General features: G+C 75.5%; 25 protein-coding genes. 14 read left to right on the top strand and 11 right to left on the bottom strand.

Annotated features, from left to right (window positions below):
• Positions 1-71: 71 nt before the first annotated feature.
• The 3 genes from ACI78R_RS07825 to ACI78R_RS07815 form a co-directional block, all read right to left on the bottom strand.
• On the bottom strand, positions 72-1040 hold the full coding sequence (locus ACI78R_RS07825) for a helix-turn-helix transcriptional regulator (protein ID WP_457040265.1): 969 nt from the start codon (positions 1038-1040) through the stop codon (positions 72-74).
• A gap of 32 nt (positions 1041-1072) precedes the next feature.
• Positions 1073-2035, bottom strand: coding sequence for an AraC family transcriptional regulator (locus ACI78R_RS07820; protein WP_457040264.1), 963 nt, complete (start codon positions 2033-2035; stop codon positions 1073-1075).
• Between the two features lie 588 nt (positions 2036-2623).
• On the bottom strand, positions 2624-4090 hold the full coding sequence (locus ACI78R_RS07815; protein ID WP_457040263.1) for a GntP family permease: 1467 nt from the start codon (positions 4088-4090) through the stop codon (positions 2624-2626).
• Positions 4091-4232: 142 nt separating this feature from the next.
• On the opposite strand from ACI78R_RS07815, the gene ACI78R_RS07810 reads away from it, so the two are divergent.
• The 9 genes from ACI78R_RS07810 (at position 4233) to ACI78R_RS07770 (ending at position 12509) form a co-directional block, all read left to right on the top strand.
• Positions 4233-5126 (top strand): LysR family transcriptional regulator, encoded by an 894-nt coding sequence (locus ACI78R_RS07810; RefSeq protein WP_457040262.1) that lies wholly within the window; start codon positions 4233-4235, stop codon positions 5124-5126.
• 71 nt (positions 5127-5197) lie between these two features.
• Positions 5198-6274, top strand: coding sequence for a tartrate dehydrogenase (locus ACI78R_RS07805; RefSeq protein WP_457040261.1), 1077 nt, complete (start codon positions 5198-5200; stop codon positions 6272-6274).
• Between the two features lie 15 nt (positions 6275-6289).
• Positions 6290-7417 carry a glycerate kinase gene (locus tag ACI78R_RS07800; RefSeq protein WP_457040260.1) on the top strand — a complete coding sequence of 376 codons (1128 nt, stop codon included), beginning with the start codon at positions 6290-6292 and terminating at the stop codon, positions 7415-7417.
• A 667-nt stretch (positions 7418-8084) separates the two neighbouring features.
• Positions 8085-8579, top strand: coding sequence for a hypothetical protein (locus ACI78R_RS07795; RefSeq protein ID WP_457040259.1), 495 nt, complete (start codon positions 8085-8087; stop codon positions 8577-8579).
• A gap of 15 nt (positions 8580-8594) precedes the next feature.
• On the top strand, positions 8595-8870 hold the full coding sequence (locus ACI78R_RS07790) for a hypothetical protein (protein ID WP_457040258.1): 276 nt from the start codon (positions 8595-8597) through the stop codon (positions 8868-8870).
• 257 nt (positions 8871-9127) lie between these two features.
• Entirely contained in the window at positions 9128-9730 is a 603-nt protein-coding gene (locus tag ACI78R_RS07785; protein WP_457040257.1) for a ClpP family protease, read from the top strand.
• Positions 9731-9948: 218 nt separating this feature from the next.
• A complete protein-coding gene (locus ACI78R_RS07780; protein WP_457040256.1) occupies positions 9949-10629 on the top strand; it encodes a SemiSWEET transporter in 681 nt (226 codons plus the stop codon).
• Between the two features lie 34 nt (positions 10630-10663).
• Positions 10664-11644, top strand: a complete 981-nt coding sequence (locus tag ACI78R_RS07775; RefSeq protein WP_457040255.1) for an NAD-dependent epimerase/dehydratase family protein — start codon at positions 10664-10666, stop codon at positions 11642-11644.
• A gap of 4 nt (positions 11645-11648) precedes the next feature.
• Positions 11649-12509, top strand: a complete 861-nt coding sequence (locus ACI78R_RS07770; RefSeq protein WP_336031381.1) for an alpha/beta hydrolase fold domain-containing protein — start codon at positions 11649-11651, stop codon at positions 12507-12509.
• Here the strand turns inward: ACI78R_RS07770 and ACI78R_RS07765 are convergent.
• Both ACI78R_RS07765 and ACI78R_RS07760 read right to left on the bottom strand, forming a co-directional pair.
• Positions 12506-14614 carry a phosphotransferase gene (locus tag ACI78R_RS07765; RefSeq protein ID WP_457040254.1) on the bottom strand — a complete coding sequence of 703 codons (2109 nt, stop codon included), beginning with the start codon at positions 14612-14614 and terminating at the stop codon, positions 12506-12508. The genes ACI78R_RS07770 and ACI78R_RS07765 overlap by 4 nt on opposite strands.
• Complete coding sequence (locus tag ACI78R_RS07760) at positions 14611-15357, bottom strand: SDR family oxidoreductase (protein WP_073420568.1); 747 nt, start codon at positions 15355-15357, stop codon at positions 14611-14613. The genes ACI78R_RS07765 and ACI78R_RS07760 overlap by 4 nt, the downstream gene beginning before the upstream one ends.
• 165 nt (positions 15358-15522) lie before the next feature.
• Between ACI78R_RS07760 and ACI78R_RS07755 the strand changes: the two genes are divergently transcribed.
• Both ACI78R_RS07755 and mgrA read left to right on the top strand, forming a co-directional pair.
• Positions 15523-17610 carry a DUF222 domain-containing protein gene (locus ACI78R_RS07755; protein ID WP_457040253.1) on the top strand — a complete coding sequence of 696 codons (2088 nt, stop codon included), beginning with the start codon at positions 15523-15525 and terminating at the stop codon, positions 17608-17610.
• Between the two features lie 40 nt (positions 17611-17650).
• A complete protein-coding gene (gene mgrA, locus ACI78R_RS07750; protein WP_457040252.1) occupies positions 17651-18682 on the top strand; it encodes an L-glyceraldehyde 3-phosphate reductase in 1032 nt (343 codons plus the stop codon).
• 4 nt (positions 18683-18686) lie between these two features.
• Here the strand turns inward: mgrA and ACI78R_RS07745 are convergent, their stop codons facing one another.
• The 4 genes from ACI78R_RS07745 to ACI78R_RS07730 all read right to left on the bottom strand — a co-directional run bounded on the left by ACI78R_RS07745 (position 18687) and on the right by ACI78R_RS07730 (position 21217).
• Positions 18687-19577: an alpha/beta hydrolase gene (locus ACI78R_RS07745; RefSeq protein ID WP_457040251.1), complete on the bottom strand. Its 891-nt coding sequence runs from the start codon at positions 19575-19577 to the stop codon at positions 18687-18689.
• A 104-nt stretch (positions 19578-19681) separates the two neighbouring features.
• Positions 19682-20113: an MYXO-CTERM sorting domain-containing protein gene (locus ACI78R_RS07740; protein WP_457040250.1), complete on the bottom strand. Its 432-nt coding sequence runs from the start codon at positions 20111-20113 to the stop codon at positions 19682-19684.
• On the bottom strand, positions 20110-20367 hold the full coding sequence (locus tag ACI78R_RS07735) for a hypothetical protein (RefSeq protein ID WP_073420565.1): 258 nt from the start codon (positions 20365-20367) through the stop codon (positions 20110-20112). The genes ACI78R_RS07740 and ACI78R_RS07735 overlap by 4 nt, the downstream gene beginning before the upstream one ends.
• 106 nt (positions 20368-20473) lie before the next feature.
• Positions 20474-21217, bottom strand: a complete 744-nt coding sequence (locus ACI78R_RS07730) for a GAP family protein (protein ID WP_457040249.1) — start codon at positions 21215-21217, stop codon at positions 20474-20476.
• 118 nt (positions 21218-21335) lie between these two features.
• On the opposite strand from ACI78R_RS07730, the gene ACI78R_RS07725 reads away from it, so the two are divergent.
• From ACI78R_RS07725 to ACI78R_RS07715, 3 genes are read left to right on the top strand one after another with little or no spacing between them, the layout of a single operon-like run.
• Positions 21336-22562 carry a sensor histidine kinase gene (locus ACI78R_RS07725; RefSeq protein WP_457040248.1) on the top strand — a complete coding sequence of 409 codons (1227 nt, stop codon included), beginning with the start codon at positions 21336-21338 and terminating at the stop codon, positions 22560-22562.
• The gene (locus ACI78R_RS07720; RefSeq protein ID WP_336031365.1) at positions 22559-23248 is read left to right on the top strand and encodes a response regulator transcription factor; all 690 of its coding nucleotides are present in this window, start codon (positions 22559-22561) and stop codon (positions 23246-23248) included. Before ACI78R_RS07725 ends, ACI78R_RS07720 begins: the two co-directional genes overlap by 4 nt.
• Complete coding sequence (locus ACI78R_RS07715) at positions 23245-23805, top strand: putative glycolipid-binding domain-containing protein (RefSeq protein WP_457040247.1); 561 nt, start codon at positions 23245-23247, stop codon at positions 23803-23805. The genes ACI78R_RS07720 and ACI78R_RS07715 overlap by 4 nt, the downstream gene beginning before the upstream one ends.
• A gap of 26 nt (positions 23806-23831) precedes the next feature.
• On the opposite strand, the gene ACI78R_RS07710 is transcribed toward ACI78R_RS07715, so the two are convergent.
• Positions 23832-24167, bottom strand: a complete 336-nt coding sequence (locus ACI78R_RS07710; RefSeq protein WP_457040246.1) for a VOC family protein — start codon at positions 24165-24167, stop codon at positions 23832-23834.
• Between the two features lie 60 nt (positions 24168-24227).
• Positions 24228-24914: an alpha/beta hydrolase gene (locus ACI78R_RS07705; RefSeq protein WP_457040245.1), complete on the bottom strand. Its 687-nt coding sequence runs from the start codon at positions 24912-24914 to the stop codon at positions 24228-24230.
• Between the last annotated feature and the right edge of the window lie 3 nt (positions 24915-24917).

Below are 24917 nucleotides of genomic sequence, written 5' to 3'. Positions count from 1 at the left end.
CCTGCCGGCGGCGGGCGAAGGTCCTGCGCCGGGAACTGGAGGCCCGCCGGCTGCGGGCCGCCCAGGTGCGGTCAGGTGCGCAGGGTGTTGCTGGGCAGCACGCCGAAGGCGGCGCGGTAGTGCTCGGTGAATCGGCTGGGGGTGAAGCCCCAGCGGGCGGCGACGGCGGTCACGGTGACCCCGTCGCCCGGAGTGGCGTCGCGTAGTTGACGGTGCGCCTGGTCGAGGCGGACCCGGCGCAGGTGCGCCAGCGGAGTCGTGTCCAGGTGCCGCCGGAACGCGAGCTGGACGGCACGTGGGGTGACGCAGGCTGCACGGGCGATGTCGGCGATGCCGATGTCGCGGTCGCAGTTGGCCTCGATGAACACGACCGCACGGCGCAGCGTGCCGGGGCGGGCGTCCACCCGGTCGGCAGGCACCGGCGCCGGCAGCAGGGTGTGGGGGAAGACGGTCACGGCGGTCGCGGCGAGGAGCCGTCCGGCAGGACCGAGGATCAGCGGGGATGCGGCCGTCTCGGGTCCGGCGAGCAGGTCGTCGACGAAGTGGGCGACCTGTCGCCATCGAGCAGCTCCGCCGGGAGTGGCCTGCGTGGCGGTGAACCGCCACGGCTCGTTCGTGGTGGGAGTGCCCCGGGCGACGTCCGTGAGCAGTGACCGGGGGAGGGTGACGCTGAGCGTCCGAGCTTCATGACTGTCGGCGACGGCTCGGGTGTCGGGGTGATTGGCGATGAACACGTCGCCGGACAGGTACCGCTCGAGGTCGTGCCCGCGGTCGTACCCGATGGCACCGGCAACGGCCACGGAGACGAGGACGTCGTCCTGACCGGCCAGGTCGAACGTGAGGTCGGCGGGCACCGTGACGTCGCTGATGCTGAACGCACCCGCGTCAAGCATCCTGACGCTGGCCTCCCATCTGGTGTCCGTGGAGGCCTTCAGCTGCAGCCGGCCGCCGAAGAGGCGGTCGATGAGCTCTCGCGCCTCGCCCGGGTCAGACGTGGCGAACTCGGTGCGCCGGGGCGCCGTGATGGTCGGGGCGGTCATGGCCCTCCTCCGGAAGCCGCGCGGCGGCGGTCTCAGGTGCGCAGGGTGTGAGCGGGGGTCACCCCGTAGGCGGTGCGATAGTGGGCGGCGAACCGGTCCGGCTTGGCGAACCCCCACCGGCCGGCGATCGCCGCGACGGTGTCCCCGGCGGTCGGGTCGGCGGCCTGCAGCTCCCTGTGCGCGCCCTCCAGCCGCACCTGCCGCACGTAGCCCATCGGGGTCAGCCCGAGATGGCGGGCGAAGGCGAGCTGCAGCGCCCGCGGGCCGACCCCGGCGGCGCGGGCGATGTCGGTGACGGTGATCGGCAGCGAGGCTTGCGCGTCGATGAACGCCACCGCCCGGCGCACCACCGCCGGCGCCACCGCGCCGGCACCGGGCAGGTGGTCCGAGGTCATCGTGGTGTTCGGGAAGGCCGCCAGCGCGGTCGCGGCCACCAGCTCGGCCAGCTGGGCGGCGACCAGCGGATGGATCACGCCGGAGGTGGGGTCGGTGACCTGCTGGTGGACGAAGCGCATGAGCCCGAGCCAGGTGCGGCGCATCGGCTCGGACACCGCGCTCAGCCCGTCGAACCGCACGTCGGTCCCGGGCATGCCCAGCCGCTCCTCGGCCACCCGCTCGATCACCGCCAGCGGCAGCCGCACGGTGCTCATGTCGACGTCGTGCCACTCGTTGGCGAACGGCACGCCGGTCGGGCACCGGAACACCACGCCGGGACGGGTGTCGACCTGCTCGCGGCCGGTGACGTACCGGCACGCCCCGGACACCGGGCTCGCCACCAGGAAGGTGTCCAACGGGGGCACCGCGCAGTGCAGGGCCGCCGAGAAGCGCAGCCGGTCCGCACCCAGGTCACCGGCCGTCGCCAAGCGGATGTCGCAGGCGAAGGACCGGTCGACGCCGGAGAACCCGAGCGGGCGCTCCAGCTCGTACAGCCCGGCGAGCACGGACTGAGCGACATCCGGCTCCCGGATGGAGAGCTCGACGACCTCAACCGGCATGACGCGACTCCGGGGGTGCGCGGTCGAGGGGCCGTGGCTGGGCCGCCACCGGCAGCGCCGGCCCCTCCGACGGTAGCCGCCGCCACCCGATGTGCGAAGCCCTTCGCCCTGCAGCGCATTGCATGCCGCTTCGCCCCTCGGTGGCGGGGCTACGTCAAGGGCGCCAGGAGCGCCGGCGCCCGGCGGTCACGGATCGGCCTCCCGGACGATCAGCGTGGGACGAGGACGTGTCGGCAAGTTGGCCGACAGAGCACGACGGCGCCACCTGCCCGACCGGCCCGATCGGCGCTCCGGCATCGTCATCGCCGGCATCCCGTCGACCCCACCGGGGCAGCTGCACGGCCGGCTGCTGTCCCAGGGCATCCGCTGCTCACTCCGGGGCGACGGCCTGCGCTTCGCGCCCCACTACTTCACCGACGACGCCCACCTGCGCTGGGCTGTCGACGGTCTGCACGGCAGGGTGCCGCGTCGGTCTCGCCCCACCAGGCCGCAGCAGTCGCCTGATACGGGCCGCGCGCGGTCAGCCCGCCGACCGGTGGCCCCTTCACAGAAGTGACGGGGCCACCGGTCGGCGGGCTCGGGATGTGGTCAGACGACGAGGTCCAGGAGCAGCACGATCGGGAGCGAGATGACCGAGGCCAGCGACATGGCGACGGCGTGGGTCTTGAACGTGCCCCGGGTGCTCAGGCCCAGCAGCGACTGGAACATCCAGAAGAAGTTGCTGCTGACGTGCGGCAGGAACAGCGCACCCGAGCAGGCGGCCAGGGCGATGAGCACGACCGGGACGCCGAGCGAACCGGCGATCGGGGCCAGGATGCCGGCGGCGGTGATGGCGGCGATGGAGATGGATCCCATCGCGATGTGCAGGATCGCGGCCACCAGCCAGACCAGCAGCAGCGGCGGCAGGAGCCCGGCGCTGAAGGACTCGGCCAGCACGTCGCGCAGCCCGGACTGGCCGATCACCTCGGCGACCGAGCCCGACAGCCCGGACAGCACGAGGATCGGTCCGGCCATCGCCAGGGCCTTGCCGACGGCGGCGTTGACCTCGTGCCGCGGCAGAACGCGCTGGGCCAGCAGGTGGGCTAGACCGGCGCCGATCGCCATCGCGATCACCGGGTCGCTCAGCAGCGCAACGGGGCCGAGCGGGAAGTCGAAGGCGTTGGCGAGCGCGCCCAGGGCGATCAGTGACAGGGTCACCAGTACCGGCGAGACCGACAGCAGCAGGGGCAGCTGTTGGACGCCCTCGGCCGGCGGCCGGGTGACCGTCGTGGTCGTGATCGCCGTCGAGGCCGACGATCCGGCACCTCCGCCGCCGGGAGCATCGGAGCCGCCGTCGGCACCGGGCCCACTGTCGGCAGCAGGCCCACCATCGGCGGCGTCGTCGTCGAGGTCGTCGACGGGGGTCTTCTCCAGCTCGTCGGCGGCCGGGTCCCAGCGCAGCACCCGGCGCAGCAGCACGGCGAACACCAGCATCGTGAGCACCGCGGTGGGCAGGCCGACGACGAGCCCGAGCAGGAACATCTCGCCCAGCGGCACTCCGAGCAGCCCCGCCACCGCTAGCGCGGCGACGCCGGGGACCACGAAGACCAGACCGACCTCGATGCCGGCCGTCAGCGCGCCGCCCATGAGCGCGATGCCGCGCGGGCCCAGGCGGGGGCCCAGGCGGCGGGCGAGCGGTGCGGTGAGCACCAGGACGACGTCGGAGTAGATGGAGGTGAACAGGGTCGACAGTGAGACCGCGAAGACCATCGGGACGCGCTTCTCGCCGAAGAGTGTCAGCAGCCGTTCGATGACCCGCTGCAGGGTGTCTGTGGCGGTGAGCAGTGAGCCGATGACGACCCCGAACGTGATGAGCAGGCCGATCTCGGCCATCACGTCGCCGAAGCCGACGGCCAACGCCTCCGTCGTGCCGCTGATCCCCAGGCCGGTGGCCAGGCCGAGGTAGGTGGCGCCGATGAGCAGGCCGAAGATCGGCGGGGTCTTGACCCAGGTGATCAACACGACGATGCCGACGATGGCGATGCCGGTGTGGGCCAGGAGCCAGGCATCGGACACGGTGCCCTCCTCGGGACTCGGGACGCGGGCGGCCTCTGTGCCGCCCGTCACATCGCCAGCCAGTAAGGCGGCTGCATGTGCCTTCGGTCCAAGACCAGGTTGCTGGCATGGTGATAGGCGACCCCTATCAGTGGAGGTGACCGTGGACGCCCGCCAGCTGCGGTACTTCCTCGCGGTCGTCGACGCCGGCAGCGTGCACCGGGCGGCCGAACAGCTCTACGTCGCCCAGCCCTCGGTGTCCCAGGCGTTGCGGGGACTGGAGCGGGACCTGGGCAGCCTGCTGTTCCACCGCACCGGACGGCGTCTGGTGCTCACCGCCGCCGGACGGGCATTGGTGGGTCCGGCCCGTGAGGTCATGCGCGGGCTGGACCTGGCCCGGGCGACCGTGGCGGCTGTGGACGGACTGCTCGGTGGTGAACTGGTCGTCGCGGCGATGCCCTCGCAGTCAGTCAGCCCGCTCTCCGACCTGATCGCCGCCTTCGCCGCCCGGCACCCGCTGGTGCAGATCTCGGTCCGGGGGGCCAGCACGCCCACCGACGTGCAGGGCATGCTCGCCATCGGTGACGCCGAGCTGGGGTTGGTGGCCACCGCGCCCGCCGCACCGGCGTTGCCGGATCTGGAGGTCCTGCATCTGGAGACCCAACGCTTCGCCCTTCTGGCACGCGACGAGGCGGACCTACCGGACGGGGACCCCGTGCGCCCTGCCGAGCTCGCCGGCCGCGCGCTCATCGTCGGCCAGCAGGGCACCGGTATGCGCCGGGTGGCCGACGATGTCCGCCGGCACGCCCCCGGCAGCCGGTTCGCGGTGGAGGTGGAACACCGGGAGGCGGTGCTGCCGCTGGTTCTCGCCGGTGTCGGGATCGCCGTCGTCAGCGACTCGTGGCGCGATCTCGCGCAGTCCGCCGGCGCCGCCGTCCGCGCGCTGGACTGCGCCGACCTCCTGCAGGTGTCCCTGGTCTACCGGCCGGGCCGGCTCAGCCCGGCCGCCGCGGCCTTCCGGGCCGTGACGGAGGAGGTCGTCGGCACGCTCGGCTGATAGGCGCAGCCTCTCGGCAGGCGAGGAACTGCGTCTTGGACCCGTGACGCGGGCCACGGTCCACTGGGTCCATGACCTCTTACCGCATCGCTCTCATCCCCGGTGACGGCATCGGCACCGAGGTGCTGCCGCCCGCCCAGGCACTGCTCGACGCCGTCGGGCGCCGGCACGGCATCGAGCTCGCCTACGACTCCTTCGACTGGTCCTGCGAGCGGTACCTGGCCGAGGGGGCGATGATGCCAGCCGACGGCCTGGACCGGATCCGCTCCCACGACGCCGTGCTGCTCGGCGCGGTCGGCTGGCCCGGCGTTCCCGACCACGTGTCGCTGTGGGGGCTGCTGATCCCCATCCGGCGCAGCTTCCAGCAGTACGTCAACCTGCGCCCGATCAAGGTGCTCGACGGGGTGCCCAGCCCGCTGCGCAGCGCCGGCGTCGGGGACGTCGACCTCGTCGTGGTCCGGGAGAACGTGGAGGGCGAGTACTCCGAGATCGGCGGCCGGCTGGGCCGCGGCACCGCCGACGAGCTGGCGGTACAGGAGGCGGTGTTCACGCGCAAGGGCGTCACCCGCGTCGTGGAGTACGCCTACGCCCTGGCCGAGACCCGCGGCCACCACGTCACCTCGGCGACCAAGAGCAACGGCATCGTGCATACCATGCCGTTCTGGGACGAGCTGGTCGCCGAGGTCGCGCAGCGGCACCCGGAGGTCCGCACCGACAAGGAGCACATCGACGCCCTCGCCGCCAAGCTCGTCCTGGCACCCGAGCGCTTCGACGTGATCGTCGGCTCCAACCTCTTCGGCGACATCCTCAGCGACCTCGCCGCCGCCGTCGCCGGCAGCATCGGCGTCGCCCCGGCGGCCAACCTCAACCCCGAGCGCGAGTTCCCGTCGATGTTCGAGCCGGTGCACGGCTCGGCTCCCGACATCGCCGGGCAGGGCAAGGCCAACCCGCTGGGCGCCATCTGGTCGGCGGCCATGATGCTTGACCACCTGGGCCACCCCGAGGCGAGCGCCGAGCTGCTCGCTGCGGCCTTCGGCGCGCTGGCCGACGGCATCAGCACCGCCGACCTGGGCGGGAGCGCGGACACCGCCGGCTACACGCGCGCGGTGCTCGACCGGGTGGGCGCCCCGGTCGGCGTGGGCGCCTGAGCGGCGGAGCCGGACGTGCGGGTGCTGGTCGCTCCGGACAAGTACAAGGGCTCCCTCACCGCCCTGGACGTGGCCACCGCCATCGGGCAGGGCCTGGCGACGGCTGGGGTCGACGCCCGGCTCCTGCCGCTGGCCGATGGCGGGGACGGCAGCGTGGCCGCCGCCTTGCACACCGGCTCGACCGCGCACCCAGTGGCTGTCCGCGGCGCCGACGGCCGGGTGCACGACACCACCTTCGCGTTCGACGGGACCACCGCCGTCGTCGAGGTGGCGACCACCTGCGGGCTGGCCACGCTGCCCGCCGGCGACCTCGCCCCGATGACGGCCTCCTCCCACGGCTTCGGGCAGGCGGTCGCGGCCGCGGCCGCGACCGGTGCCCGGCGGATCGTGCTGTGCCTGGGCGGCAGCGCGAGCACCGACGGCGGCGCCGGGATGCTGACCGCGCTCGGCGCCCGCTTCCGCGACACCCGCGGCCGCGACCTCGACCCAGCAGGCGGGACCTTGACGCAGATCGCTGACGTCGACCTCAACGGGCTGCTTGAGCTCAGCGGCGTGGAGCTGGTCGTTGCCACCGACGTGACCAACCCGCTACTCGGGCCCGACGGCGCCGCCGCGGTGTTCGGCCCGCAGAAGGGCGCCACCCCGGCTCAGGTGAGGGAGCTCGAGACCGGCCTCGCCCACCTGGCGCGCGCGCTGGGCCGGCACCGCTCGCCGGGTGCCGCCCGCGACTACGCCCCGCGGACCGACGACCCCGGCACCGGCGCCGCCGGCGGCCTCGGCTTCGCCTGCCGGTGGCTCGGCGCCCGACGCGTGGCCGGAGCGGAGTTCTTCCTCGACCTCCTCGACTTCGACGCCGCCGTCGCCGACTGCGCCGCCGTCGTCACCGGCGAGGGACGCATCGACGGGCAGACCCTGGCCGGAAAGCTGCCCGCCGTCGTCACAGCGCGAGCGGCCGCCCGCCCGGTCTACGCCGTGGTCGGCCAGTCGCTGCTGACCGAGGACGAACGACAACAACTGGGGCTGCGGCAGGTCTTCGCGCTGGCCGACATGGACCCCGCCGACCCCAGCCGTGATCCCGCGCTATCTCGGCATCTCCTTGAGCGGGTCGGCGCGGTCATCGCCCGCCAGTTGCCCAGGAGGTAGAACCTGGAAGCCCAGGTTCAAGCGCTGGTCGGGCTCCGGCAGGGTTGCCCTGAGAACTAGCAAGTCGGCGAGGGTGGACGTGCCACCGGGACCCTGAGACCGCGACCCGTCAGCTCGTTTCCGGGCCTCCGGGTGGCGGCGGTCGCCGGTCGGTCAGCGGGCGGTACCGGTGGTACAGCGACGCCCAGGCCATCAGGTCGGTCTCGATGAAGCTGCCGTCGGCGTCGCGCGGGCGCGGCTCGGGTCTTGGTTGAGCCGCCAACGTGCGAGCGTCGGAGTGTCGCTCGCCGGACCGGAGTGTCGTACACGGCAGCGCCGGCGCATGGGAGTGTCCCCACGGGCGCAACGACCCTCACGCCGGAATCGGCGCAGGATGCCTGACGGAGGTCGCTCGGCGCGGACGGTGCTCAAGGTGCGAAGGCCGGGTGTACAGGGTCAGCTGCCGCTGTTCACCGACGATCCTGAGCAAGTCGCTGACCAGCAGCGAGCTGCTCCTGACGCGACTTCCGTGGTTGCGATTGACCGAGAGTCGAGCAGCCGGACGGTCCCCAGGCAGCGGGGCGGGCGAGGGGCCCGTCCCACTGTCTCGGAGGAGATCGATGTGACCAACACGGAGACGGCCGTCTGTGTCACTCCAGGCCGCCTGCAGGTGCTGAGCGCGGCGCCGGTGACCAGCACCGCTCGCCACACCACGACGCACGGCCGGTGCGCGGTGCTGCAGGCGAACCTCGACGAGATCGCCGACGTCCTGGTTGAGCACGGCTACCTCGACGACGCCCTCACGCCGGCGGACGCGATGCGGGAGATGGCGGCGGACGCCGCCGAAGCCCAGCGGGCCCGTGAGGTGCTCTTCGGCGACGAGGTGCTCGACGAGCAGTACGACATCGCGGTCGCCCTGCAGGAAGCGATCGACGTGGCCGCCGAACACCAGCAGATGGTCGACCTGCTCGGCGAGTACCAGGTCGGGTTCGGCGGCGAGCCGATCCTCGAGGTCGTGGAGACGCTGGTGTCCACCGCGGCGGAGGTCGAGAGGGTGCACGAGCTGCTACTCGACGACGGCCGGATGCAGGACGACGAGGACGTGCCCCGCGCGGTGCAGGCGCTCATCGCGGAGACGGCCGGTGTCCGGAAGTTGCTCATCGACAGCGGCCACCTGAGCTGAGAGGCAAGTCGGGGCATGGACAGCCAGGTCACGAACGCTGCGTGCGAGGTCGTCGCGGAAGCCCAGCAGCTGCAGCAGGCGCCCACCGAGATGGAGGAGCAGTCCATCGACAGGGCGCAGCGGTACTTCCGGGAGCGGCAGTACCGGGTGAACGTGGCGACGGTCGCCAGCAGGGTCATCCTGCGCGCCCACGCGGAGTCGCACGCGGGCTCGGTGACGACGTGCGGGATCTGCGCCGGTGACTGGGCGGTCGTCGAGGAGGGGTCGGGCATCCGCGCCCCAGGGAACTGAGACGCGACGAGCGGAGAGCGCGGGACGCCGACCGAGCAGCAGGCCCACACCGATCCGGTGTGGGCCTGCTGTCGCACTGGCGGGTGACCATCCGGGGGCCCGCAGACCGCCCGTAGTTGCGATGGACCGTGGCCGTTGGTCTTTCCGCGCTCGGCACAAGAAATGCGCGGGAAGCGCAATGGGCCATTCTCCCGGCGCATTCCCCGACCATTCCCGCTGTACTGCGGTCGTCCGTTTCCGGCGACGCAGGAGGCACCATGTCCCACCCGACCATGCGAGAGACCGGCGGCGCCCGGTCGCTGCGGGACGCCGTCTCCGACCAGCTGCTGAGCGAGCGCATCCTCGTCCTCGGCAGCGCGGTCGACGACGACGTCGCCAACCAGCTGTGCGCGCGGATGCTGCTGCTCGCCGCCGACGATCCCCACCGCGACGTGCACCTCTACGTCAACTCACCGGGCGGCTCCGTGGACGCGGGGCTGGCCGTCTACGACACCATGCGGTTCATCGGCTGCGACGTGGCCACGTACGCGTTCGGGATGGCGGCGTCGATGGGGCAGTTCCTGCTGACCGCGGGCACGCCGGGCAAGCGCCACGCGCTGCCGCACACGCGGATCCTGGTGCACCAGCCCTCCGCCGGCGTCGGTGGCACCCAGTCCGACATCGCCATCCAGGCCGACGTGCTGCGCCGCCTCAAGCGCCAGGTGAACGAGCTGCAGGCCCTGCACACCGGCCAGGACGTCGAGCGCATCGAGCGCGACTCCGACCGCGACCGCTGGTTCACCCCGGAGGAGGCGCGCGCCTACGGCCTGGTCGACCACGTGGTCTCCTCCGCGGCCGCGCTGCCGGCCGCGCGCGCCTGAGGCGGCGGGCGGGCGCAGCGGGGAGGGGCGCGAGCGAGGTCACAGCGCCGACGCGGCGGATCGGGTGACGAATCGGTTCCGGTATGCCGATGACCCGTGCGGCCACCGCGCAGCGCCGGCGGATCCGCTCGGCGACGAGGGACCGCGGCCCGGAGGAGCGCCGTCTCCCGGCGGGTGGCCGGCCTCGCCCGCACCACCCGAACGGATCCCGCTCCGCCATGCCCGCCGCCCTCGGCCTCGTCGCGACCCTCCTCAGCATCGCCGTCATCTGGCCCCAGGTCTGGCTGTCCTGCCGGCACGGCCGTACCGCCGGCCTCTCGCCCTCGGCCGCCTGGCTCGCCGCCCCGCTCAACCTGTCCTGGCTCGTCGTCGGGCTCCTGATCGCCGACCCCGCCCAGGTGGTCACCAACACCGTCGTCGGGGCGGGCAACACCGCGGTGCTGGCCGCCCTCCTCCTCGCCCGGCCGGACCTGCGCACCCGCCGCGCGCTGCTGCGCACCGCCTCGTGCGCCGCGGGCCTGACCGCGGTGACGGCCGGCTGCACCGGCGCCGTCCTGCTCCTCGGGGTCGCGCCGTCCGGGGCCGCGGACGTCCTCGCGGCGGCCGCCGCCGTCGTCGGCGCAGCCGCTGCGCTGCCGCAGCCGCTGGCGCTGCTGCGCGACCGCGGCCAGGACCTGTCCGGCATGTCGCCGGTGCGGTGGTGGCTCGGCGCCGGCTCGTGCGCCGCGTGGGCCGGGTACGGCGCCGTCGCGGACCAGTCGCTGATGGCGCTGTCGGCCGCGGTCGGGCTCGCCTGCGCGCTGGTCACCCTGGCCGTGGTGTCCGGCCGCCGCCCGCTCGCCCCGGTGGTCGCGCTGGCCGCCCGCCGGCCGCGTCCCCGCCTGGCCGCCGCGGCCTGACGGCACGCCCCGGCGCCGTGCCAGGGTGGAGCACGTGCGCGTCCTGGTCACCGGCAGCTCGGGCCACCTCGGCGAGGCGCTGGTGCGCGTGCTGCGGGAGGCCGGCGATGACGTCGTGGGCCTGGACCTGCTGCCCGCGCCGACCACCGACGTCGTCGCCTCGGTGGGCGACCGCGCGGCGGTCCGGTCCGCGGTCCGCGGCGCCGACGCACTCGTGCACACCGCCACGCTGCACAAGCCGCACGTCGGCACGCACAGCCGGCAGGAGTTCGTCGACACCAACGTCACCGGCACGCTGACCGTGCTGGAGGAGGCCGCGGCCGCCGGGGTCGGGCGGGCGGTGGTCACCAGCACGACCAGCGCCTTCGGCCGCGCGCTCACCCCGGCACCGGGGGAGCCCGCGGCCTGGGTGGACGAGGCGGTCCCGCCGCGGGTGCGCAACGTCTACGGCGCCACGAAGGTCGCCGCCGAGGACCTCGCCGAGCTCGTCGCCCGCGACACCGGCCTGCCCGTCGTCGTGCTGCGCACCTCGCGGTTCTTCCCGGAGGGCGACGACAGCGACGACGTCCGCACCGCGTACGCCGACGACAACGTCAAGGTCAACGAGCTGCTGTACCGCCGGGTCGACCTCGCCGACGTCGTCTCGGCGCACCGGGCCTCGCTCGACCGCGCGCCCGCCCTCGGCTTCGGCCGGTACGTCGTGAGCGCCACCACGCCGTTCGGCCGCGGCGACCTCGCGCGGCTGCGCACCGACGCGCCGGCCGTCGTCGCCCGGCTGTTCCCCGACGCCCCGGAGCTGTACGCGCGGCTCGGCTGGCGGCTGTTCCCCTCGATCGACCGGGTGTACGTCAACGACGCCGCCCGCGCCGACCTCGGGTGGACCCCGGGGTGGGACTTCCGCGCGGCCCTCGACGCGCTCGCCGCCGGCCGCCCGCCGCGCAGCGCGCTCGCCCGCAGCGTCGGCGCCAAGGGCTACCACCCGACGTCGACCGGCCCCTACACCGTGCGAGGGTGAGCGCATGAGCGTGCGGATGCGGGCGGTGGCGGCGTACCTGCGGCTGACGGCCAAGCCGCGGATGGCCACCGCCGAGGCGGCCCGCCGCCGGATGGCCGACCCGGGCCCGACCGCCGCGGCGCCCGCGGCGCTGCGCCGTCGCCACGAGGTGGACACCCGCGACGTCGAGGGCTTCCCCGTGGCCACCGTGACCCCGCGCGGCGGCGCGACGCGGACCGTCCTGTACCTGCACGGCGGCGCGTACGTCGCCGGTGCGGCGCCGCAGCACTGGACGCTGGCCGGGCGGCTGGCCGACGCCGGCGCGCGGGTGGTGGTCCCGGACTACGGGCTCGCGCCCCGGCACACGTACCGGGAGGCGTACCGGCTGCTGGACGCCCTGTACCCGGACCTCGGCGACGACGTCGTGCTGGCCGGCGACTCGGCCGGAGGCGGGCTGGCGCTCGGCTTCGCGCAGACCCTCCTCGGCGCCGACCGACCGCAGCCCCGCCAGGTCGCGCTGATCGCCCCGTGGCTCGACCTCGCGCTGGCCGACCCCGCGGTCGCGGTGGCCGAGGCCCGCGACCCGTGGCTGTCCAGCGCGGGCCTGCGCGAGGCCGGGCGCGCGTGGGCCGGCGGCGACGACCCGGCCTACCCGCGGCTCAGCCCGCTGCACGGCCCGCTCGCCGGCCTCCCGCCGGTGCGCGTCTGGGTGGGCACCCGCGACCTGCTGTACCCCGACGTCCTGCGGCTGCGGGACCGGGCGGCGGCCGAGGGCACGCGGGTGGAGGTCACCGCCGTCCGGCGTGCGGTGCACGTCTACCCGCTGACGCCGACGCCGGAGGGCCGCGCCGGCACCCGCGCGTTCGTGGCCGCGGTCACCGGCTAGGAGCGGTCGAGCACCGCCAGGTCGTCCTCGTGCAGCCCGGCGACGACGACCGTGCCGTCGCGCTCGGCGACCGCGGTGACGAAGCCGTACCCGGCGTCGGGAGCGCGCAGGTCGTGCACGCGGCGCCCGTCGGCCGGGTCGAAGGCCATCACCCAGGCGATCGGCGTCGCCCTCGGCCGCACGCGCTCCGGCACGTTCCACAGCGCCAGCCGGAGCACCCCCGGCAGCGGCAGTAGCCGGTCGAGCAGCGCGTTGCGCGGCGCGGCGATCGCCACCCAGAGCAGGCCGTCGCTGCCGAGCGAGGCGTTGTCCGGGAAGCCGGGCAGGTTCTCCACGAGCGGCTCGGTGGTGCCGGCGCGCGGCCCGGCGAGCCAGTGCCGCAGCACCCGGTAGCGGCTGGTCTCGGCGACCAGCAGGTGTGAGCCGTCGGCCGCGCGGACCAGGCCGTTGGCGAAGCCGAGCCCGGACAGGACCGTCGTCACCGTGCCGTCGGGGTCGCGCCGCAGCAACCGGCCGGTGGCCGAGTGCTCGAACACGTCACCGAGGTGGTGCTCGACGTCCCAGCGGCTGGTCGACGTCGTGAACCACGCGGTGCCGTCGGGCGCGGCGACGACGTTGCTGGCGAAGGTCACCGGCTCGCCGTCGACCTCGCCCACGAGCACGTCGACCGCGCCGTCGGACCCGACGCGCAGCAGCCCGCGGTCGTGGTCGCACACCAGCACGGCGCCGTCGGGGAGCGGCTCCACACCGAGCGGCCGCCCGCCGGTGCGGCCGACCACCGTGCGCTCCCCGGTGCGCACGTCGACGCGGACGACGCTGCCGTCGCGCAGCCCCGTGACGGCCAGCCCGGCGTCGTCGAGGACGACGTCCTCGGGGCCGTGCCCGCCGGGGTCGAGCCGGCGGGAGATCCGCAGCGGGGCGGTGGGGCCGGGGTCGGCGAACGGCGGCGGGGTCCACCGGCGCGGGCGGATCCGGCGCCGGGTGAGCACCGGGCTGCCGACCTGGGCGGCCGCGCGGTCGGGGGTCAGCCGCTCCGCCCGCGCGATCACCCGGCGGCACCGCAGCTCGAGCAGCCGGACGGCGACGCCGAAGGAGCGGAACGCCGGGTTCGTCGTCTGCCCGGCGCGGTAGCGGGCGTAGACCTGCTGGGCGATGACCGCGACGCGGAACAGGCCGAACACCTCGTACCAGGCCCACTCGGCGTTCGTGACGCGCTCGCCGGTGCGCGCGCAGTAGTGGGCGACGACCTGCTCGCGGGTCATCATCCCGGGCAGCGTCGTCGGCTGGCGGCTGAACCGGCGCATCAGCGGGCCGTCGTCGGCCTGGATCCAGTAGCCGAGCGCGCTCGCGAGGTCCATCAGCGGGTCGCCGACGGTGGCCAGCTCCCAGTCCAGCAGCCCGGCCGGACGGGTCGGGTCGGCGGGGTCGAGCACGACGTTGTCGAAGCGGAAGTCGTTGTGCACGAGGGTGTGCGGCCGGTCGGCGGGCTGGTGCGCGGCCAGCCACGCCGTCACCCGTGCGTAGCCGGGCACGTCGCGGGTCCGGGCCCGCGCGTACCGGCTTGTCCAGTTCTCCACCTGGCGGCGCACGTAACCGGGGCCGCGGTCGAGGGCGGTCAACCCGGCGGCGTCGACGTCGACGCGGTGCAGGTCGACGAGCAGGTCGACGACGTTGCGGCAGAGCTCCGCGACCTGGTCCTGGGTCAGGTCGACGCCGGGCGGCAGGCTGCGGCGGGGGATCGGCCCCTCGATCCGCCGGACGACGGAGAACGGCGTGCCGACGACGGCGGCGTCCTCGCACAGCGCGACCGTCCGCGGCACCGCCGGCAGCACCCGGCCGAGCGCCTCCTGGACGCGGTACTCGCGGGCGACGTCGTGCGCGGTGCCGGTGTGCTGCCCGCGCGGCGGCCGGCGCAGCACCAGGTCGCCGTCGGGGTAGCGCAGCAGGTAGGTCAGGTTGGAGACCCCGCCGGAGAACTGGCGCACCTCGGGGACGGCGCCGAGGTCGACGCCGGCGCGCTGCGGGTCGGCGTGCCGCGCCAGCCACGCGGCGACGGCCTCGACGTCGAAGGCGTCCTCGGCGCGGACCGGGCGCGCGTCGGTCACGACAGCTTCCGCACGACCGACAGCGGCAGGACGCGCATCGCGACGCCGATGGGTACCCACGGCCAGGCCGGCACGTACGCCTTGGCCTTCCGCGCCTCGATCGCCTGGACCATCGCCCGCACGCCGGTCTCGGTGTCGACCATGAAGCGGGTGGCCTGCTGCACGTGCTCGTTCATCTCCGAGCGGATGTAGCCGGGGTAGACGACCGACACGTCGACCCCGGGGATGCGCTCGGAGCGCAGGCCCTCGGCGAGCGCGGCGACGCCGGCCTTGGTGGCGGCGTACGTGGTCATGCTCCGCCGCATCCCGCGCAGCGCCGACATGGAGCTGACGAGGACGAGGTGGCCGCGCCGCTGGCGGCGGAAGACCTCGAGCGCCGCCTCGCACTGCGCCAGCGCGCCGACGAAGTTGGTCATCGCCGTCTCGCGGTTGGCGTCGGCGCGGCCGGTGCCCAGCGGTGCACCCTTGCCGAGGCCCGCGTTGACCACGACCCGGTCGAGGCCGCCGAACGCCTCGTCGAACCGCCGGAACACGGCGGGGACGGCGTCGGCGTCGGTGACGTCGAGGGCGGCGGTCTCGACGCGCCGGCCGGTCCGCTCCCGGATCTCCGCGGCGAGGGCGTCGAGCCGGTCGGTGCGGCGGGCGCACAGGGCGAGGTCCCAGCCGCGGGCGGCGAACTGCCGCGCCATCTCCGCGCCGAGCCCCGCGCTGGCGCCCGTGATGACGACGGTGCCGTTGCCCATGTCCACCCCTGTCCGACCGGTTCGGTTCCGTACCGGGCCAGCATGGGCGAGGGGCGTGAGGCTCCGGACGGCGGGGTCCAGGAGCGTCGCGGCGGCCTCCTGACCTGCGGTTACATCTGTCCACAGGGGTTGTTCGCGTCTCCGTTCGAACGTATGATCGAATATGTGACGACGGTCCTGCCCGCTCCCGCCGGGGCGCCTGCCGTGGGGTGGGCGTCCGGGCCGCTGGGGCTGGTGCAGGCCGCCGACCGGGAACTGTCGCGGCAGTCGGCGCTGCGGTACCGGGCGGTGGCGGCCTTCGCGCTCTCGCGGCCGTCCTCGGTCGATCGTCCGCAGGGCACGCGCGGGGCGATGGCGGCGGAGCGGTGGGCTGCGCGGCCGGAGCTGCTGCGGTCGGTGAGCGAGTGGGCGACGCAGGAGCTGGTGGTGGCGCTGTCGCTGACGGCTTCGGCCGCGGAGGCGCTGCTGGTGCGGGCGCTGACGCTGGTCCACCGGCTCCCGGCCACCCTCGACGCGCTCGAGGCCGGGGCGGTGCACGCCGGACACGTCACCGCGCTGGTCGACCACGTGGCGCCGGTCGCCGACGACACGGTGCGCGCCGCGCTGGAGCGGGACCTGCTGGCCTGGGCCGCCCGCCGGGGGACCGTCTGCACGCCGGCGCAGCTGCGGGACAAGGCCCGCCGGGAGGTGCTCAAGCGCAAAGCCCGCTCCGCCGCCGACGACCTGGCGCGGGCCATCAAGCAGCGCGGGCTCTCGTGCCGGCCCGACAGCTGCGACGGGATGGCGGTCGTGTCCGCCCTCCTGACGATGCCGGAGGCAGCGGCGCTGATGGCGGCGCTGGGCGCCTACGCCGACGCGCTGCCCGACGACGGGCGCACCCGCGGGCAGAAGATGGCCGACGCCCTGATGGATCTGGTGCTGCGGCCCGGGGAGCACGGGCTGTCACCGGTGCAGATAGTGCTGACCGTGGTCGCTCCGGTCGGCGCGCTGCTCGGTGGTGACCAGCCGTGCGAGATCGACGGCCAGGTCGTCCCGGCCGAGGTCGTCCGGGCCCTGCTCGCCGCCCTGACCGGCGCCCGCATCACCCCCGCCGAGGAGGCCGCTGCTGGGGACCCCGCCGAGGACGCCGTGCCCGAGGACTCCGCGCCGGCCGGCACGGACACCGCCGAGGGCACCGCCGCGGGTGAGCGACCAGCACCCGTGGAGACGGGCGACCCCGCAGCGGACGGCACAGCCGCCGGGAAACCCGCCTCAGCCGAGGGCGCCGCCGCGGACGCCACGGCCGAGGACACCACGGCCCCCGGCACGGGCGAGACCGTCAGCCTGGTCAAGGGCGAGGACCCGCTGCGCGGCCTGAGCGACGCCGCCATCGCCCAGCACATCGCCGAACTGGAGGTCGAGGCGGCCTGGTGGGCCGAGATCGAACGCCGCGTCGCCACCGGCGAGCTTTACGCCGACCTCGACCCCGCGCTCGATGACGAGCCCGGGCCACCACCCGGCTGGTCACCACCGTGCGGCGACCTCGATCCCGACCCGGGCGAGCCCCGGCCCGACACCCCGCCAGCACCCCAAACCGCGCCCGACGGGTGGTGGGCCCGCGCCGACGACGCGGTGACCGCCGCCGGCTCCGCGCTGCTCGCCGCGCAGGATGCGGTCGGCCACGCCCGCCGCCTGGTGGCCACCGCCGAGCGCGCCGACGCAAGTGACGAGGGCGCCTGGGTGGACAGTCCGGCCGGCCGCGTGACCGCAGCGGCCGACGCGATCACCGCCCTGGCGCGAGCCACCGACGCCACCCGAGCGGAGCTCGGCGACCTGCTCACCCGCACCGCGGGCGGCGGGCTCGCCGACCGGCCTCGCATCGCCGTCACCCACGCCCTCACCGGCGCCCTGCTCACCCTCACCGACCTGCCCGGCCTGCGCCGCGCCACCCGCGCCGGCACCGGCCTGCACGCACCCGGCGAGACCGACAGCTACCGGCCCGGCGCCGCCCTCGACCGGCACGTCCGCGCCCGCGACCGCCGCTGCCGCTTCCCCGGCTGCCGCCGACCCGTCCCCAAGCGGGGCGAGCTCGACCACGGCACGCCCTGGCCGCTCGGTGCGACCGCCGCCGGCAACCTCACCGGCTTCTGCACCGGCCACCACCGCGGCAAGCACCAGGCACCCGGCTGGCGCCACGACCTGCAGCCCGACGGCACGCTCACCGTCACCACGCCCAGTGGCCTCACCGCGACCACGCAGCCGCCGCCCTGGTGACCCGGCGCGGCCTGGAGGAGTGGGAGGCAGGATCGACGTCATGACGTATGCCGCCGCCGAGAACCGCTACGACTCCATGACCTACCGCCGCACCGGCCGCAGCGGCCTGGACCTCCCGGCCGTCAGCCTCGGCCTCTGGCACAACTTCGGCGACGACGTCCCGCTCGACCGCCAGCGCGCCGTCCTGCGCCGGGCCTTCGACCTCGGGATCACCCACTTCGACCTGGCCAACAACTACGGCCCGCCCTATGGCAGCGCGGAGACCAACTTCGGCCGGCACCTGCGCGACGACTTCCGCCCGTACCGCGATGAGCTGGTCCTCTCCACCAAGGCCGGCTGGGACATGTGGCCCGGCCCCTACGGCCAGGGCGGCGGGTCGCGGAAGTACGTGCTGGCGAGCCTCGACCAGTCGCTGACCCGCATGGGCCTGGACTACGTCGACGTCTTCTACTCCCACCGGCCCGACCCGACGACGCCGCTCGAGGAGACGATGGGCGCGCTCGACACCGCCGTCCGGTCGGGGAAGGCGCTCTACGCCGGCATCTCGTCCTACTCGCCGCAGGACACCGCGAAGGCCGCCGCGATCCTCGCCGACCTCGGCACGCCGCTGCTCATCCACCAGCCCAGCTACTCGATGCTCAACCGCTGGGTGGAGACCGAGGGCCTGCTCGACACCCTCGCCGAGGTCGGCGCCGGCTGCATCGCCTTCTCCCCGCTGGCGCAGGGGATGCTCACCGACAAGTACCTCGACGGCATCCCTGCCGGCTCCCGCGCCACGCAGGGCAAGTCGCTGTCGACCGACCTGCTCACCGAGGAGTCGCTCGCGCACGTCCGTGCCCTGAACGGGATGGCGCAGGAGCGGGGCCAGTCGCTCGCGCAGATGGCGCTGGCGTGGGCGCTGCGCGACGAGCGGGTCACCAGCGTGCTCATCGGCGCGAGCAGCGTCGGCCAGCTCGAGCAGAACGTCGCGGCGCTGGGGAACCTGCAGTTCTCCGAGGACGAGCTCCGCCGCATCGACCAGCACGCGGTCGACGCCGGCATCGACCTGTGGGAGGGCGCCCGCACCGCCTGAGCGCTCACCCGACGCCGAGGGCCGCAGCCAGCGCACGCGTACGGAGACGGAGGAACTCCCGGGAGACCGGCGCCCAGACCTCGGTGAGGTCGAAGGCGTGGTAGCCGCCCGGGACGACGTGCAGCTCGGTCGGCACGTCGGCCGCACGCAGCCGTCGCGCGTAGGTCGTGTCCTCGTCGTGGAACAGGTCGTTGGTCCCGACGCCGATCCAGGCCGGGGGCAGGCCGGCCAGGTCCTCGGCGCGGGCCGGCGCGGCCAGGGGGGACGCCGGCGCGCCGCCGAGGTAGGACCGCCATCCGAACCGGTTGCTCGCGCTGTCCCACAGCCGGAGGTGGCGCTGCTCCACGTCGGACCGGGTGGTCGTCCGGTCGTCGAGCATCGGGTAGCTCAGCAGCTGCAGGACCGGACGGACACCGCCGCGCTCGCGCACCAGTAGGGCGAGCGCGGCGGCGAGTCCGCCGCCGGCGCTCGCCCCGCCGATCGCGACGCGGGAGGGGTCGACGTCACCCCGGGCGGCGAGCCAGCGCAGCGCCGTGTGGCAGTCCTCCAACGGGGCCGGGAACGGGTGCTCCGGCGCCAGCCGGTACTCCACCGACGCGACGACGGCCCCGAGCTCCCGGGCCCATCGTCGGCAGAGCCAGTCGTCCTGTGCCGCGCTGCCGATCACCGTCCCGCCCGCGTGCATCCAGAGCACCGCGGGGGAGACACCGGCGGCCGAGGGCCGGAACAGCCGCACGGAGACGTCGGCGTCGATGCGCACCACCTCGACGCCACGCCGCGGGAGCCGGCTGGGGAGACCGGTCACCAGGCGCACCGGTCGCAGGGTGCGCGGGCCGACGACGGTGCGGGGCAGCAGGCGCGCCAGGCGCAGGTCGGGGTGGAAGGGGTCGGACATCGTCGTCCTCCTCGTCGTCGCGCACCCGTCGTGGTGCACGCAGGAGGAGCATCCCGCCGACGCCGGGCCCGGGAGGAGCCCGGCGTCGCGCGGGATGCGGTCGCTCAGTCCCGTCGGCGGCGGGCCAGGACTACGAGTGCCCCCAGCAGTCCCAGGACGGCGGCGACCGGGACGGGGCCGCTGCTGCGCAGCGCCCCGGCGGGGTGCAGCCGGGCCCGCCGCGTGCCCAGGAGGGCCGAGCCGGCCGGCGAGTCGACGTCAGCCCCCAGGCTCAGCACCCGGCCGGCCGGCCCGTCGAGCCGCGCGGTGAGCCCGTGGCCGGCGAGCGTGTCGGCCACGCGCGCCAGCTCGGTCCGCCCGGGTGACCCCTGGGTGGCGGCCCCGCCGGCCACCCGGACGGCGGCGAACAGGCGCCGGACGTCGTCGGAGGTCACCGAGATCTCCGACCCCGACGCCTCCACCCGCACGGGGACGCCGTCGACCTCCAGGCGCAGGTCGGCGGTGACCTCGAGCCGGCGGTCGCCCTCCGGGGTCATCCCCGGCTGGCGTTCTCGGCGGTCGTGATGCGCAGCGTGCCGTTGAGCTTCCACGTGGCCCGGGGCGCGGACGGCCCGGTCTCGCGCGGCACCTCGACGGTCATGTCGACGAACTCGTAGTTGATCGCCGCGCCCTTGCCGGTGAGGTAGGACCACATCTCCTTGCCGAGGTCGGCGAAGCTGGTCGTCTCGTGCGACTTGATGTCGCGCTGGCCGGTGGCGGCGTCACGGGTCGTCGTCTCGGGCGTGGTCATCGGTGCTCCCTGGTTCGGAACGTGCAGGTCGGCGGCCACCTACCCGGCCTCCGCGGGACGCACACGACGCGCCGCGGACGGGTCGGTCCCCCGGACCGCGGCGGGATCAGACGCCGGTCCCGAGGCCGTCGAGCCACCCGGTCAGCGCCGGCAGGCGGCCGATCGCGTCGCGCGCGAGCAGGAACCCGGCGATGCCGACGACCCACGCCGTCGTCTCGGCGCCGGTGCGCTCCAGCCACGAGCCCACCCGCGCGAGCAGCGGCTCCACCTGCCGGGCGGCCAGCAGCCGCAGCGCCAGCAGGAGCAGCGCCGGCAGCACCATCACCAGGCAGTAACCGGCCAGCACACCGCCCTGCAGCACGGGGGACAGGCCCGACCCGCCGAGCAGCCCGATCGCGGCGAGGTACGGCAGCATCGTGGCCAGCTCGAGCAGCCCCGCACCCAGCGCGAGCCCGACCAGCACACCGGTGCCGCCCTCCCCGCCGTCCTCCCCGCCGCCCACGGCCCGGTCCCGCCAGCACAGCACCCGGCCGGACCGGCGGCTCCCCTCGCGCCGGCGGCCCATCGCGAAGCTCGACGCGAACAGCGTGACGCCGAGCAGCAGCTGCGCGACGGTCAGCGCGGAGGAGTCGCCGAGTCCCGCGGCCCGGTCCCGCAGGGCCTCCGCGCCGGTCAGCAGGGCCAGACCCACCAGCAGGTAGAAGCCGGCGATCGTGCCGAGGAAGACCAGCAGCCGCCGCGCGCGCACCAGGCCCGGCGCGAGCAGGAACCAGATCGGCAGGAGCAGGGTCCCGACGCTGGTGCTGTCGACCAGCGCCAGCGGGACGAGGGCGAGCAGTTCGAGGTCCACGACGCCGACCCTCGCCGCCCGGGCCGCCGCCGTCGTCGGCCGGAGGAGGTGTCCCCGGGGCGCGGCGTACACCCTTCGACGGACGTCGGCGGGTGGCACCCCGTGCTGGGATGAGCGGGTGGGAGCCCTCGCCGTCCTCCGGCACCTGTGGGTCACGCGGGTGCGGGGCACCGACCGCGCCCGGGACGTCAGCGACGCCGTGCTCACCGGCGCCGCCGGCCTGGTGCTGATCGCCGCCGGCCTGTCCGGCCTGTGGAGCGGCCGGGCCGGCGGCAGCGGCTGGTGGCACGCCGTCCCGCTCGTGCTCGGCTGCCTGGCGATGCTCGGCAGGCGGCGCCGTCCGGTGGCCGCGTTGTCCGCCGGCGCCGTCCTCTTCGCCGCCGACGTGGCCCTCGGCGGCAGCATCGGGATGCTGCTCGTCCTGTTCGACCTCGTCTACTCCGCCGCGCTGCACGCGGGGCCGACGGCGGTGCTGCGGCTGCGCGCCGCGTCGTGGGCGCTGGTGTCCCTGTCGCTGGTGCTCGGGTGGACGGCGACCCGGGACCTGCGGGTCACGGCGTTCCTCGCGCTGCAGACGTTCGTCGTGCTCACCACGCCGCTGTGGTGGGGTCTGGCCGTCCGGCGCGAGCGCGAGCTGGCCGACCTCGCCCGCGCCCGCGCCGACGACCTGCGCGACCTCGCCGACCTCCGCGCGGCCGAGGCCCGGGCCGAGGAGCGCGGGCGGATGGCGCGCGACCTGCACGACGCGGTCGCCGGGAACGTCTCCGCGGTGGCGCTGCACGCCGAGGCCGCGCTCGCCCGCCCGCCCGTGTCCGGCGCCGAGCGGGAGCGCGCGGCGCTGGAGGCCGTCCGCGCGTCCGCCCTCACGTCGCTGGAGGAGATGCGGGCGATGATCCTGCTGCTGCGCGCCGACGCCGGACCCGTCGCGGCCGCCCCGCGCCTCGACCGGCTCGGCGCCCTGGTCGCCGGCGCCCGCACCGCCGGGCTGACGGTCACCCTCGACGCCGGGCCGCTGCCGGAGCTGCCCGCGGCGGTGGAGCAGGCCGCCTACCGGGTGCTGCAGGAGGCGCTCACCAACGCGGTCAAGCACGCGCCCGGCGGCCGGGCGGAGGTGGCTGTCGGGACGTCGGGGGGCCGGCTCGCCCTGCGGGTCGACAGCGCGGAGGGCCCGGGCGGCTCCGGCGGTCCCGGGCTCCCCGGCGCCGGCCTGGGCCTGCTCACCATGCGCGAGCGCGCCGAGTCCCTCGGCGGCCGCTTCGCCGCCGGCTGGGCCGACGGCGCCCGCACCCGCTGGTCGGTCGCCGCGGAGCTGCCGCTCGCCGTCCCCGCGGGGGTCGGCGCGTGACCGTGCGGGTGCTGCTGGCCGACGACCACCCCGCCGTGCGCAGCGGCCTGCGCGCGCTGCTGGAGACCGGCGAGGGGATCGAGGTCGTGGGCGAGGCCGCCGACGGCGCCGCCGCGGTCGGCAACGCCCGGGCACTGCGCCCCGACGTCGTCCTCATGGACCTGCGGATGCCCGGCACCGACGGCATCGCGGCCACCCGCGCCGTCGTCTCCGAGCGGCTCGCGGAGGTGCTCGTGCTCACCACCTTCGACCTCGACGAGTACGTCGTCGGTGCCCTGCAGGCCGGCGCCGCGGGCTTCCTGCTCAAGTCCGCCGGTGCGGCCACCCTCGTCGACGCCGTCCGCCGCGTCGCCGGCGGGCAGGGCGTGCTCGCCCCCGAGGTGACGCGGCGGCTGCTCGACCGGTTCGTCGTCCCGGCCGCGGGGGACGCGCAGCAGCCGCCCCCGCCGGAGCTCGCCGGGCTCACCCCGCGCGAGCGGGACGTCCTCGGCTGCCTCGGGGAGGGGATGTCCAACGCCGACGTCGCGGCCGCGCTGACCATCACCGAGGCGACGGCGAAGACGCACGTCTCCCGCGTGCTGGCCAAGCTCGGGCTCACGAGCCGCATGCAGGCCGCCCTGCTCGCCCGCTCGGCCGGGGTGAGCGCCCCGGGACCGTCGGCAGGGGGTCCTAGCCTCCGCGCATGACGACCCGGGTGGTGGCGTGGCGGCGGGCCGACGAGGACGCCGGGCACAGCCTGGCGCGGATGGAGCGGCGGCCGGGCGGCTGGCTGTTCCACGGCACCGAGGTGCTCGCCGGACCGGAGACCCTGCTCGCCTGCTCGTTCCGCGTCGAGGTCGACGACGCCTGGGCGACGCGGTCGGTGGAGGTGACGGCGGTGTCCGCGGCGGGCGAGCGGAGGCTGGTGCTCGCGGCCGGCGACGACCGCCGGTGGACCCGCGACGGCGAGCCCGACCCGGCGCTCGACGGCTGCGTCGACGTCGACGTCGCGGCCACCCCGCTCACCAACACCCTCCCGATCCGGCGGCTCGCGGGCCTGGCCGCGGGGGAGGAGGTGGTCACCCCGGTGGCGTGGGTCGACGTCCCGGCGCTGGGCGTCACCCGCGTCGACCAGACCTACCGGCGCCTGGGGGAGCGGAGCTGGCGGTACTCCGACGACGCCCACGGCGCCTTCGAGCTCACCGTCGACGACGACGGCCTCGTCGTCGACTACACCGGGATGTCCACCCGCGTGGCCGGCTGACCTCCCGCCGGAGGGCCGGCGCGCCGTCAGTCGCCGATCAGGACGACGCGGTTGCCGTCGGGGTCGTCCAGCCGGACGACGCGGCTCCCGCCGCCGGGCTCCGGCCCGTCGTGCGCGACGCCGGCCGCGGTCAGGTCGCGGGCGGCGGCGTCGACGTCGCTGACGCCGAGGACCGTCGTCGACCGGCCGGCGCGCTCCGGGTCGCGCCACAGCTGCACGCCGGCGTCGGCGGTGAGGTGCCACTCGATCAGCCCGTCCATGGGCCGGCTGTCGGGGGCGCGGCCGAACAGGGTGGCGTACCACCGCTCGGCGCGGTCGAGGTCGCTGACGGTGGCCTGCGCGAGCACGCTCGTGACGGTCATGGGCTCCTCCTCGTCGGTGCGTCCCCAGGGCAGACCGGCCCGGGACCCCCGGCTCATCGGTCAGCCGAGCGCCCGGACCCGCTCCGCGACGAGGTCGGCGACCGCCTCCGGGCAGGTGGCGGCCGGGCTGTGGCCGCAGTTCCACTCGACCGTGCGGGCGCCAGCCCGGGCCGCCATCGCGCGCTGCCGCTCGGGGTGCACGGCCTCGTCGGCGGTGCACACGGCATAGGTCGAGGGCACGCCGCGCCAGGCGATCGACCCCGGCACGCCGCGGAACACCTGCCGGCCCACCGGGCGCAGCCGGGCCAGCGCCGCCGCGGCGACCTCGAACGGCGCGTCGCCGTAGAGCAGCCGGGCACCGAGCACGGGGTCCAGGCCGATCTCGTCGCCGGACACCACCATCGCCTCGGCCAGCCGGGTGTCGGGCAGGTCGCCGAGCCGGGTGCGGCTCACCGACTCGCCGTCGTCGAGCGCGAAGGCGGCGAGGAACACCAGCTCGCGGACCAGCGGGTGCGTGCCGGCGGCGGTGACCACCGCGCCGCCGTAGGAGTGCCCGACGAGCACCGCCGGGCGGCCCGCGGCGTCCAGCGCCGCCCGGAGCGCCGCGGTGTCGGCGGGCAGGTCAGTCAGCGGCAGGTCGACGGCGAGGCTGTCGACGCCGCGCTCGCCGAGGGCGGCGCGGACGCCGTCGAAGCACCAGGCGCCGTGCCACAGGCCGTGGACCAGCACGGCGAGGGGAGCGGTCATGGG

It is taken from the genome of Geodermatophilus sp. SYSU D01106, from assembly GCF_054049995.1.
Note: the sequence above shows the minus strand (reverse complement) of the source record. Positions and strands in the feature narration are given on the sequence as shown.